The organism is Serratia sp. PAMC26656 (genome assembly GCF_016469055.2).
Lineage (GTDB): Bacteria > Pseudomonadota > Gammaproteobacteria > Enterobacterales > Enterobacteriaceae > Serratia > Serratia plymuthica.
In genome coordinates this window covers 5322752-5334591 of sequence record NZ_CP150486.1, presented here as the reverse complement: position 1 = coordinate 5334591, position 11840 = coordinate 5322752, and the positions used below count along the sequence as shown (strand labels likewise).

The window sequence follows — 11840 nt, the reverse complement described above, 5'->3', positions numbered from 1 at the left end:
CCCAGAACGCGAATTTTAGTCGTTTACCCGATTCCGTCATTCGTGTTGTTACCGGTATCATGATACCGGTAACAATGAGGTCAGTGACAGCCTAGGGGCGCAGCACGCTGCGGCCGCACGGAGCGGGGCGAGTAAATCGCCTCCTGCAAGCAGGGACAGAACCTTTGACTCAGTACCACCTACAGCTCGCCTTCTGACACCGGGGAAGAGCCTGAAAATACAACAAGCGCACGCTTTACGGTCTAGGGTAAAGAGAGTCGCGATAAAAGGGTTGGAGAAAAATTATGCCATTAGTGATTGTTGCAGGCGGCGTAGCGTTGCTGCTGCTGCTGATGATTCGCTTTAAGCTGAACGGCTTTATCTCTCTGGTTTTAGTCGCACTGGCGGTGGGTATCGCACAGGGCATGCCGGTAGATAAAGTGATCGGCTCCATCAAGGCCGGCGTTGGCGGCACGCTGGGCAGCCTGGCGTTGATCATGGGCTTTGGCGCCATGCTCGGCAAGTTGCTGGCGGACTGCGGCGGCGCTCAGCGCATCGCCACTACGCTGATCGACAAGTTCGGCAAAAAACACATTCAATGGGCGGTGGTGCTGACCGGTTTTACCGTCGGTTTCGCGCTGTTCTATGAGGTCGGCTTCGTGCTGCTGCTGCCGCTGGTATTCAGCATCGCCGCCTCCGCCCGCGTTCCGCTGCTGTACGTTGGCGTGCCGATGGCGGCTGCGCTGTCGGTGACCCACGGTTTCCTGCCGCCGCACCCTGGCCCAACGGCGATCGCCACCATCTTCCATGCCGACATGGGGAAAACCCTGCTGTATGGCACGCTGCTGGCCATCCCTACGGTGATCCTGGCCGGCCCGGTCTACGCCCGCTTCCTGAAAGGCATCGACAAGCCGGTGCCTGAAGGCCTGTATAACCCGAAAATCTTCAGCGAAGAAGAAATGCCAAGTTTTGGCATCAGCGTTGCCACTTCTCTGGTGCCGGTGATCCTGATGGCACTGCGCGCCGTGGCCGAAATGGTGCTGCCGAAAGGCCATACATTGCTGCGTTTTGCCGAGTTCTTCGGCGATCCGGTGATGGCGACGCTGATTGCGGTGTTGATCGCTATCTTCACCTTTGGCCTTAATCGTGGCCGTACCATGGATGAAGTGATGGGCACCATCACCGATTCAATCAAAATTATCGCCATGATGCTGTTGATCATCGGCGGCGGCGGTGCGTTCAAGCAGGTGCTGGTCGACAGCGGCGTAGAAAAATACATCGCCGGTTTGATGGAAGGCAGTAACGTATCGCCAATTCTGATGGCGTGGTCCATCGCCGCGGCGCTACGTCTGGCACTGGGTTCCGCCACCGTGGCGGCGATCACCGCCGGCGGCATCGTCGCCCCGCTGATTGCCACCACCGGCGTCAGCCCGGAGCTGATGGTGATCGCGGTCGGTTCGGGCAGCGTGATTTTCTCTCACGTCAACGATCCGGGGTTCTGGCTGTTCAAGGAATATTTCAACCTGAGCATTATGGAAACCCTCAAATCCTGGTCGGTGCTGGAAACCATTATCTCGGTTTGCGGCCTGGTAGGCTGCTTGCTGTTGGCGACGGTCGTATAATTTAGCGGTTACCTTTCAAGCTGCGGCCGCCTGGCGGCAGCTTGAAATTAATAGGATATCCTTGAGGCTATCGGGTGCCCTGCGCGGCACCGGGCATCATTTTGAGTTTGGGGCGCATTGGGCGGCGCAATCCACCGCACAAACCTGCGTGAGTCCCCATAAGGGCATGAAATTATGAGCAATCCGCAACACCACGTATTTATTTTGATGGGCGTTTCAGGCAGCGGTAAATCCGCCGTCGCCAGCGACGTTGCCCACCAGGCCCACGGCGCGATGCTGGACGGCGACTACCTGCACCCGCGCGCCAATATCAACAAAATGGCGTCCGGGCACGCGCTGGACGACAACGATCGCGCCCCGTGGCTGACGGCACTGAACGACGCCATTTTCGCTATGCAGCGCACCAATGACGTGTCGCTGCTGGTGTGTTCGGCGCTGAAAAAAAGCTACCGCGACCGGCTGCGCGAGGGTAACAGCAACCTGCATTTTATCTATCTGAAAGGGGATAAGGCGGTGATTGAAGAGCGCTTGAAACAGCGCAAGGGGCATTTCTTCAAGCCGCAGATGCTGGTGTCTCAGTTCGCGACGCTTGAAGAACCGGGTGCGCAGGAGCAGGACGTGCGGGCGATTGATATCAACCAGCCGCTGGACGGCGTGATCGCCGATACTTTGGCTTACATTCGCAGCGTCGCAGCCCCGCAATAACCGGCTACGTCATGATACCGGCGCCGCCAGGCGCCAGTATGTTCACTACAACTTCATGTAAGCCCGCACGCCGTCCAGGAACATTTGGGTCGACAGCATCACCAGAATCAACCCCATCAGCCTTTCCAGCGCGCTGACCCCTTTGCTGCCCAGCAGGCGCAGGAACAGGTTCGACATCAGCAATATCGCGGCGGAAATACCCCAGGCAATCAGCAGGGCCACCACCAGATGCGAAATCTGGTTCGGATACTGGTGCGAGAGCAGCATCAGTGCCGCCAAAATCGAAGGCCCTGCCACCAACGGGATCGCCAGCGGCACCAGGAAAGGCTCTTCACCGGCGGAAAGCCCGCTGCTGCTGCCTTCCTGAGAGGGGAAAATCATCTTGATGGCGATCAGGAACAGGATAATCCCGCCGGAAATGGACACGGTCTCGGTACGCAGGTTGAGGAACGCCAGGATTTTCTCGCCGGCAAACAGGAAAATCAGCATCAACAGCAAGGCGATCAACAGCTCGCGAATCAACACCATCCGCCGGCGGCGCGGTTCCAGGTGCTTGAGCACCGACATGAAAATCGGCAGGTTGCCCAGCGGATCCATGATTAAAAACAGCAATACCGTGACTGAAATCATCTCTGTCATTATTACCTCAGAATTAAAAAAACACGCCGCCCATCCCGACGGTGCACAGGCCATAGCCGAGGGCTTTCAAGTGCTGGTAACAACGCTGCAGCTTGAAAGACTGCGGGCATATAAGAAGGATTGCTGAGAATCGCTCACCCATCGAATAAATTCACTTTGCGCCTGCGCTGACATTTTGTAAGGTGGAGAGATATTGCACACAACTCTAAGCAGTTATCCTCCAAAGCAGGACAGTTATTATGAAAAACGTTGGTTTCATCGGTTGGCGCGGAATGGTCGGCTCCGTACTCATGCAGCGCATGACGGAAGAGCGCGACTTCGACGCCATTCGCCCGGTCTTTTTCTCCACTTCGCAGCACGGTTCTGCGGCGCCGGCATTCGGCGGCCAGCAGGGCACGCTGCAAGATGCTTACGATGTTGACGCGCTGAGCGCGCTCGACATTATTATTACCTGCCAGGGCGGCGATTATACCAATGAAATCTACCCTAAGCTGCGTGAAAGCGGCTGGCAAGGGTACTGGATTGACGCGGCATCTTCTCTGCGGATGGGGGATGACGCGATTATCATACTGGATCCGGTCAACCATGCGGTGATTCAGCAGGGTCTGGACAAAGGTATCAAGACCTTTGTTGGCGGTAACTGCACCGTCAGCCTGATGCTGATGTCGCTCGGCGGCCTGTTCGCCAACGATCTGGTGGAGTGGGCTTCCGTATCCACCTATCAGGCGGCCTCCGGTGGCGGCGCGCGCCACATGCGCGAACTTCTGACCCAAATGGGCATGTTGCATGCCGATGTGGCGAAAGAGCTGCAGGACCCGGCTTCGGCCATTTTGGATATCGAACGCAAAGTCACTGCGGCTACCCGCAGCGGCAAACTGCCGACCGATAACTTCGGTGTGCCGCTGGCCGGCAGCCTGATCCCGTGGATCGACAAACAGCTCGATAACGGCCAAAGCCGCGAAGAGTGGAAAGGCCAGGCGGAAACCAACAAGATTCTGAACACCTCCAGCGTGATCCCGGTTGACGGTTTGTGCGTGCGCGTTGGCGCGCTGCGTTGCCATAGCCAGGCGTTCACCCTGAAGCTGAAAAAAGACGTTTCGCTGCCGGAAATCGAACAGATGCTGGCGACCCACAATGACTGGGTGCGGGTGATCCCGAACGACCGTGAGCTGACCATGCGTGAGTTGACGCCGGCTGCGGTTACCGGGACGCTGAACACGCCGGTCGGTCGCTTGCGCAAGCTGAATATGGGGCCGGAATATCTGTCCGCGTTCACCGTGGGTGACCAACTGCTGTGGGGCGCGGCAGAGCCGCTGCGCCGTATGCTGCGCATCCTGCTGTAAACCTGAACTGAACTTCCCGGGGGCTGGCCTCTTTCAGCCCCCCAAAGCCTTATTTTCCGCTTTTCACCTTGTCTTGGCGCGTTATGGACGAAGTTGCTGCCAGGGGAGATGCTCGTACCGATAACCGGCCTTCCTCCCGGCAAGCAGTAGCGCAACGGCGCTGCGGGCTGGCAGTTTTCTTAATGAATGATTTTCCATGCTAATACGGCACTGTTTTTGACAGACATTGGCTATGCTTAAAGTGTTGGCGAATACATTTTCACCAACGCTGAAAAGATGACTAAAAATAAGCATAAAGAGCGGAAATTCAGGTCGGCAAGCTGAAAATTGATCAATAACCGACCGCAATCACGCTTTAGATACCGAATGAATTGCATGATAACCAAAACGGCTATGGATTAATCATTTACCCAATGGATGTCAAATCGCGGCCTGCAAGGCGGCGACCTGGACGGTGATGGGTAGACGCAGCCTCTTATAAATCATGCTCTTAATCTAAGGAAGAAGTCTATGCCTGTACTTCCCGATCGTGACGTGATTGATCAGCTTTTCTCCGGCAATTTTGCCGATCCCTTTTCTCTGCTGGGTATGCATGCGGTCGATAATGGCCTGCAAGTGCGTGCGCTGTTGCCTGACGCCAGCGAAGTCTGGTTGCTGGAGCAGCAAACCGGCAAGCGGGTGGTGCAGCTGGCCTGCGACGATGCCCGTGGTTTTTTCAGCGCTACCGTCCCGCGTCGGAAAACCCCCTTTCGTTATCAACTGGAGGTCCGCTGGCAAAATCACCAGCAGATCGTCGACGATCCCTACCGTTTTGGCACCTTGTTGCAGGATATCGACGGCTGGCTGCTGGCGGAGGGCACCCATCTGCGGCCGTATGAGCGGCTGGGGGCGCATCTCGCGACGCTCGACGGGGTAGAAGGCGTCAGCTTTGCCGTCTGGGCGCCCAATGCCCAGCGCGTTTCGGTGGTGGGAGAGTTCAACTTCTGGGACGGCCGCCGCCATCCAATGCGCCTGCGCCGTGAAAACGGTATCTGGGAGCTGTTCCTGCCTGGGGTGAAAGCCGGGCAGCTGTACAAATACGAAATCATCGACTGCTATGGCAACACCCAACTGAAAGCCGACCCTTATGCCTTTGAAGCGCAGATGCGACCGGATACGGCATCCCTGGTGACGCCGCTGCCGGAGGTGGTGGAAAATACCCCGGAGCGCCAACGCGCCAACGATTTGGATCGGCCAATCTCCATCTACGAGGTGCATCTGGGTTCGTGGCGGCGCCACACCGACGATAATTTCTGGCTCAGCTACGGCGAGCTGGCGGTGCAGTTGATCAATTACGTCAAAGACATGGGATTTACCCATATCGAGCTGTTGCCGATTAACGAGCACCCCTTCGACGGCAGTTGGGGTTATCAGCCGCTGGGGCTCTACGCCCCGACCCGACGTTTCGGCACGCCCGCCGATTTCAAAGCCTTTGTGGCGGCGGCGCACCGGGCCGGCATCAATGTGATCCTGGACTGGGTGCCGGGGCATTTCCCCAGCGACGCCTATGGTTTGGCGAATTTCGATGGCACCGCGCTGTATGAATACGCCGACCCCCGCGAGGGCTTCCATCAAGATTGGAACACGCTGATCTACAACTATGGCCGCAATGAGGTACGCAACTATCTGGCGGGCAATGCCCTTTACTGGATGGAACGTTACGGTATCGACGCTCTGCGCGTCGATGCTGTGGCCTCGATGATCTACCGTGATTACAGCCGCGCCGAAGGCGAGTGGGTGCCGAATTATTACGGCGGCAACGAAAACCTGGAGGCCATCGCCTTCCTGCGCTACACCAACCATACCGTCGGCAAGGAGCGGCCCGGCGCGGTGACGCTGGCGGAGGAATCCACCGATTACCCGGGGGTCACGCTACCGCCGGATGCCAATGGGTTGGGGTTCCACTACAAATGGAACCTGGGCTGGATGCACGATACGCTCGACTACATGCAGTGCGATCCGGTACACCGCAAATATCATCACAATCAGATGACCTTCGGCATGTTGTATGCCTACACCGAGAACTTCGTGCTGCCGATTTCTCATGATGAAGTGGTGCACGGCAAAAAATCGATTCTCGACCGCATGCCCGGCGATGCCTGGCAGAAGTTCGCCAACCTGCGCGCCTATTACGGTTTTATGTGGGCGCACCCCGGCAAAAAACTGCTGTTCATGGGCTGCGAGTTTGCCCAGGGGCGCGAATGGAATTTCGATACCAGCCTCGACTGGCATCTGCTGGAGGGTCTGGACGGCTGGCATCACGGCGTGCAGCGGCTGGTGCGCGATCTCAACCACTGCTATCAGCAGCAGGCACCGTTGTATGAGCGTGACTACCGCCCGGACGGCTTCGAATGGCTGGTGGTGGACGATCACGACAACTCGGTGTTTGCCTTTGCCCGTTACGACTCGCAGGGCAACGAGCTGATCGCCGTCAGCAACTTTACTCCGGTGCCGCGTCACCACTACCGCATCGGTATCTCCCGCCCCGGCGAGTATCGGGAAATCCTTAATACCGACTCGCACCATTATCACGGCAGCAATACCGGCAATCAGGGCCGCGTGGTGTCGGAACCGATCGGCAATCACGGCCGCGAGCATTCGATTAGCGTGACCGTACCGCCACTGGCGACGATCTACCTGCTGCGGGAGGCGCAATGACTGAGCTGACGCCCGGCATCGCCGCGCCTCTCGGGGCGCATTATGACGGTAACGGCATCAACTTTACCCTGTTTTCCGCCCACGCCACCGGCGTGGAGCTGTGCCTGTTTGACGGGCAACAACGCGAGGTGCGTCTGCCGCTGCCGGCGCGCAGTGGCGATATCTGGCACGGCTATCTGCCGGGCGGCAAACCGGGCCAGCGCTACGGTTACCGGGTGCACGGTCCGTTTGATCCCGCGCAGGGGCTGCGGTTTAACCCTAACAAACTGCTGTTGGATCCCGCCGCCCGCGCGGTCGAGGGGCCAGTGGCGGACGATCTGGAACTGCATGGTGGCTATGACCGGCCGGACCCGCAGGACAGCGCAGAGGTGATGCCGAAGTGCGTGGTCATCGACGAAGCCTACGATTGGCAGGATGACCGCCCGCCGGCCACGCCGTGGGGTAAAACGGTGATTTACGAAGCGCACGTGCGCGGCCTCACTCTGCTGCACCCGGATATCCCGCCGGTGCTGCGCGGCAGTTTCGCAGCGCTCGGGCATCCGGTGATGATCGCCCATTTCAAGCGCCTCGGCATCACGGCGCTGGAACTGCTGCCGGTACAGCAGCATAGCTCCGAGCCGCGTCTGCAGCGTCTCGGGCTGATTAACTACTGGGGATATAACGTGCTGGCGCCCTATGCGCCGGATAACCGTTATTGCAGCCTGCGCACCGACATGACGCCGCTGCGCGAATTTCGCGATGCGGTGAAGGCGCTGCACAAGGCCGGGATTGAGGTGATCCTCGACGTGGTGTTCAACCACAGCGCCGAGTTGGACATGGACGGGCCGACACTGTCGCTGCGCGGTATCGATAACCCGGAGTATTACTGGCTTGCTCCCGACGGGGGATACGTTAATGACACCGGCTGTGGCAACACGCTGCGGTTGGATAAACCGCAGGGCGTGGCCTGGGTGATGGAGTGCCTGCGTTTCTGGGTGAGCGAATGTCATGTCGACGGTTTTCGCTTCGATCTGGGCAGCGTGCTGGGCCGTACCCCGGCGTTCGATCGCGATGCGCCGCTGTTCCAGGCGATGCTGGCGGACGATCTGCTGTCGCGCTGCAAGCTGATCGCCGAGCCGTGGGACATTGGCCCCGGCGGTTATCAGGTGGGCGCTTTTCCGGGGCGCTTCGCCGAGTGGAATGACCATTACCGGGATGATATGCGCCGCTTTTGGCTGCAGGGCGATTTGCCGCTTGGCCAGTTTGCCCAACGCTTTGCCGGCTCCAGCGATGTGTTCAACCAACGCGGACGTGCGCCGTACGCCAGCATCAACATGCTGACCGCTCATGACGGGTTTACCCTGCAGGATCTGGTCAGTTTTAACCGTAAGCACAACCAGCTTAACGGTGAAGGCAACCGTGACGGCAGCGACCATAATTTCAGCTATAACCACGGTGTTGAAGGCCCGATTGCCGACGACGCTATTGTGCAACGCCGCAGGGCCAGCCGGCAGGCACTGCTTGCCACGTTGTTGCTGTCCCAGGGGACGCCGATGCTGCTGGCCGGCGATGAGCATGGACACAGCCAGCAGGGGAACAACAATGCCTATTGTCAGGACAACGCCATCACCTGGCTCGACTGGGCCAAGGCGGATGACTCGCTCACCGCTTATACCGCAGCGCTGATTCACCTGCGCCGGCAGATCCCCGCCCTGCAGCAAGACCGCTGGTGGCAGGAGGGTGACGGCAGCGTGCAGTGGTTGAACGCGCAAGGGCACCCGCCTGCGGCGCAGGAATGGGAGCAGGGAGATTTGCAATTGCAGATCCGCCTGTCGCAGCGCTGGCTGGTGGTGGTTAACGCCACGCCGCAGACGGTGGAGATGAGGTTGCCTGCGGGCGATTGGCAGGTTGTCGCCCCCTTTACTCAGGAAGGACCGCAGGCGGTTTTACCCGCCTGGAACCAGGCTGCGCACTCGATTTGCGTGCTGGTACAGAAATAATAAAAGGAGTCAGCTATGGTTAGGTTTGAAAATAAAGACCCCCTGATGTTGGCGCGCCAACTGCCGATTAAGTCCGTTGCTCTGATTCTGGCCGGCGGCCGCGGTTCGCGCTTGAAAGATTTAACCTCAACCCGTGCCAAGCCTGCCGTCCACTTTGGCGGTAAGTTCCGCATCATTGATTTTGCCCTGTCGAACTGCCTGAATTCGGGCATCCGCCGTATCGGCGTGATCACCCAGTATCAGTCCCATACCCTGGTGCAGCATATTCAGCGCGGCTGGTCGTTTCTCAATGAAGAGATGAACGAATTTGTCGATCTGCTGCCGGCCCAGCAACGCCTCAGTACCGAGCACTGGTACAAGGGCACGGCGGATGCGGTGTACCAGAACCTGGACATCATTCGCCGCTACGATGCCGAGTATGTGGTGATCCTGGCGGGCGATCACATCTACAAGATGGATTACTCGCGCATGCTGATCGATCACGTCGAAAAGGGCGCGCAATGCACGGTGGCCTGCCTGCCGGTACCGCGCGATGAGGCCAGCGAATTCGGCGTGATGGAAGTCGATGAGAACGATCTGATCCTCGAGTTCCTGGAAAAACCGAGCAATCCGCCGCCAATGCCGGGTAACCCGGAGATGTCGCTGGCCAGCATGGGGATCTACATCTTTAACGCCGACTACCTGTTCCAACTGCTGGAAGAAGATATGTCGACCCCCGGCTCCACCCACGATTTCGGCAAGGATCTGATCCCGAAAATCACCGCTCAGAAAGCGGCGTGGGCGCACCCGTTCACGTTGTCTTGCGTCACCTCCAACCCTGATCTGCCGCCGTACTGGCGCGATGTGGGCACGCTGGAAGCCTACTGGCGCGCCAACCTCGATCTGGCCTCGGTGACGCCGGAACTGGACATGTATGACCGCGCCTGGCCGATCCGCACCCATATGGAGCCGCTGCCGCCGGCCAAGTTCGTGCAGGACCGATCCGGCAGCCACGGCATGACCATGAATTCGCTGGTGTCCGGCGGCTGTATCGTCTCAGGTTCGGTGGTGGTGCATTCGGTGCTGTTCCCGCGGGTGCGGGTGAACTCGTTTTGTACCATCGACTCTACCGTATTGCTGCCGGACGTAAACGTCGGTCGCTCTTGCCGTCTGCGGCGCTGCATCATTGACCGCGCCTGCCACATTCCCGAGGGCATGGTGATTGGCGAAAACGCCGATGAGGACAGCAAACGCTTTTATCGCTCGGAAGGCGGCATTGTGCTGGTGACGCGCGAAATGCTGTCAAAGTTGTGAGTTAAGGTTGTCGGCGGAACGATGATACCGCCGCCTTGTGAATGGACTGATGGCTTGCAAAACGCGGAATTTACAACAGCGGCAAGCCTGCTTCTTTGCCGACTTCAGGAGTGATAATGCAGGTTTTACACGTATGTTCTGAAATGTTCCCTCTGTTGAAAACCGGGGGGCTCGCAGACGTGGTTGGCGCATTACCGGCGGCTCAAATTGCCGAGGGCGGCGACGTTCGGGTGCTCTTGCCCGCTTTTCCTGACGTGCGTAATGGTATACCGGACTCCGTTCTGGTGGCGGAAATCGATTCGTTCGCCGGCCGGGTCGGCCTGCGCTACGGTACCTATCATGGCGTGGGCATCTACCTGATTGACGCCCCCTGGCTGTATGACCGGCCGGGCAGCCCCTATCACGACCAGTCGATGAATGCCTATTCCGACAACCATCGGCGTTTTGCCCTGTTGGGCTGGATCGCCTGTGAGTTGGCCAAGGGATTGGACCGCTACTGGCGGCCGCAGGTGGTGCACGCCCATGACTGGCACGCCGGCCTGGCCTGTGCCTATCTGGCGGCCAACGGCCACCCGGCGCGTTCGATTTTCACCGTGCACAATCTGGCCTATCAGGGACTGTTCTCCGCCCATCACGTGGCTGAACTGTGGCTTCCGCCTTCGTTTTACAACGTTTACGGCCTGGAGTTTTACGGCCAGATGTCGTTCCTGAAAGCCGGGTTGTATTACGCCGACCATATCACCGCCGTCAGCCCGACCTACGCGCGGGAAATCACCCGGCCGGAGTTCGGTTGCGGCATGGAAGGGTTGTTGCAGGAACGCCAGCGGCAGGGGCGGCTGAGCGGTATTCTTAACGGCGTGGACGACAATATTTGGGATCCGTCCCACGATCCGCGCTTGACCGCCCGCTACGATGCTGACGATCTGAAGAACAAGACCAAGAACAAGCTGCACCTGCAAAAAGCGATGGGCCTGAAGGTGGACGAGTCGCTGCCGGTGTTTGCGGTGGTGAGCCGCCTGACCAACCAGAAAGGTCTGGATCTGGTGTTGGAAGCGTTGCCGGCGCTGCTGGAGCAGGGCGGCCAACTGGCGCTGTTAGGGGCCGGCGATGCGGTGTTGCAGCAGGCGTTTCTGGCCGCCGCCGCCGACTATCCGGAACAGGTCGGCGTACAGATTGGTTATCACGAGGCGTTCTCCCACCGGATTATCGGCGGCGCCGATGTGATCATGGTGCCGAGCCGCTTCGAACCCTGCGGACTGACCCAACTCTACGGCTTGAAATACGGCACGCTGCCCCTGGTGCGCCGCACCGGCGGGCTGGCGGATACGGTGGTGGACTGCGCGCTGGAGAATCTGGCCGACGGCACCGCCAGCGGATTTGTGTTCGATGATTGTGATGCTGGCGCACTGGGCAACGCCATCCGGCGTGCCATGGTGCTGTGGAGCAGGCCGAAGCATTGGCGTCACGTACAGCGCCACGCCATGAGCGTGGATTTTGGCTGGCAGATAGCGGCAGAGGCTTATCTGTCACTTTATTCCCGTCATACTTGACGCTGCCTCTGTGTTGGCTGCACTCACTTACCC

Annotated in this window: 8 protein-coding genes; 7 read left to right on the top strand and 1 reads right to left on the bottom strand. The window is 59.0% G+C overall.

The window, feature by feature from the left end:
• The first annotated feature begins 284 nt into the window (after window positions 1-284).
• On the top strand, window positions 285-1601 hold the full coding sequence (gene gntT, locus JEM67_RS26000; RefSeq protein ID WP_199638601.1) for a gluconate transporter: 1317 nt from the start codon (window positions 285-287) through the stop codon (window positions 1599-1601).
• A gap of 174 nt (window positions 1602-1775) precedes the next feature.
• Window positions 1776-2306, top strand: a complete 531-nt coding sequence (gene gntK / locus JEM67_RS25995) for a gluconokinase (RefSeq protein ID WP_199638599.1) — start codon at window positions 1776-1778, stop codon at window positions 2304-2306.
• 45 nt (window positions 2307-2351) lie between these two features.
• On the opposite strand, the gene JEM67_RS25990 is transcribed toward gntK, so the two are convergent.
• Window positions 2352-2945 carry a YhgN family NAAT transporter gene (locus JEM67_RS25990; RefSeq protein ID WP_013814870.1) on the bottom strand — a complete coding sequence of 198 codons (594 nt, stop codon included), beginning with the start codon at window positions 2943-2945 and terminating at the stop codon, window positions 2352-2354.
• A 239-nt stretch (window positions 2946-3184) separates the two neighbouring features.
• Here JEM67_RS25990 and asd point away from each other — a divergent pair, with 239 nt between their 5' ends.
• The 5 genes from asd to glgA all read left to right on the top strand — a co-directional run bounded on the left by asd (window position 3185) and on the right by glgA (window position 11807).
• Entirely contained in the window at window positions 3185-4288 is a 1104-nt protein-coding gene (gene asd, locus JEM67_RS25985; protein ID WP_065506727.1) for an aspartate-semialdehyde dehydrogenase, read from the top strand.
• Window positions 4289-4798: 510 nt separating this feature from the next.
• Window positions 4799-6985: a 1,4-alpha-glucan branching enzyme gene (gene glgB, locus JEM67_RS25980; RefSeq protein WP_199638597.1), complete on the top strand. Its 2187-nt coding sequence runs from the start codon at window positions 4799-4801 to the stop codon at window positions 6983-6985.
• The gene (glgX, locus tag JEM67_RS25975) at window positions 6982-8964 is read left to right on the top strand and encodes a glycogen debranching protein GlgX (protein WP_199638595.1); all 1983 of its coding nucleotides are present in this window, start codon (window positions 6982-6984) and stop codon (window positions 8962-8964) included. Before glgB ends, glgX begins: the two co-directional genes overlap by 4 nt.
• A gap of 15 nt (window positions 8965-8979) precedes the next feature.
• Window positions 8980-10257 (top strand): glucose-1-phosphate adenylyltransferase, encoded by a 1278-nt coding sequence (glgC, locus tag JEM67_RS25970; RefSeq protein ID WP_004951423.1) that lies wholly within the window; start codon window positions 8980-8982, stop codon window positions 10255-10257.
• A 116-nt stretch (window positions 10258-10373) separates the two neighbouring features.
• On the top strand, window positions 10374-11807 hold the full coding sequence (gene glgA / locus JEM67_RS25965) for a glycogen synthase GlgA (protein WP_199638593.1): 1434 nt from the start codon (window positions 10374-10376) through the stop codon (window positions 11805-11807).
• The last annotated feature ends 33 nt before the right edge of the window (window positions 11808-11840 follow it).

Excerpts from the sequence above, each read along its gene's own strand:
- gntK (WP_199638599.1), top strand. The coding sequence starts at position 1,776 with ATGAGCAATCCGCAACACCACGTATTTATTTTGATGGGCGTTTCAGGC.
- glgB (WP_199638597.1), top strand. The coding sequence starts at position 4,799 with ATGCCTGTACTTCCCGATCGTGACGTGATTGATCAGCTTTTCTCCGGC.
- gntT (WP_199638601.1), top strand. The coding sequence starts at position 285 with ATGCCATTAGTGATTGTTGCAGGCGGCGTAGCGTTGCTGCTGCTGCTG.
- JEM67_RS25990 (WP_013814870.1), bottom strand. The coding sequence starts at position 2,945 with ATGACAGAGATGATTTCAGTCACGGTATTGCTGTTTTTAATCATGGAT.
- asd (WP_065506727.1), top strand. The coding sequence starts at position 3,185 with ATGAAAAACGTTGGTTTCATCGGTTGGCGCGGAATGGTCGGCTCCGTA.
- glgC (WP_004951423.1), top strand. The coding sequence starts at position 8,980 with ATGGTTAGGTTTGAAAATAAAGACCCCCTGATGTTGGCGCGCCAACTG.
- glgA (WP_199638593.1), top strand. The coding sequence starts at position 10,374 with ATGCAGGTTTTACACGTATGTTCTGAAATGTTCCCTCTGTTGAAAACC.
- glgX (WP_199638595.1), top strand. The coding sequence starts at position 6,982 with ATGACTGAGCTGACGCCCGGCATCGCCGCGCCTCTCGGGGCGCATTAT.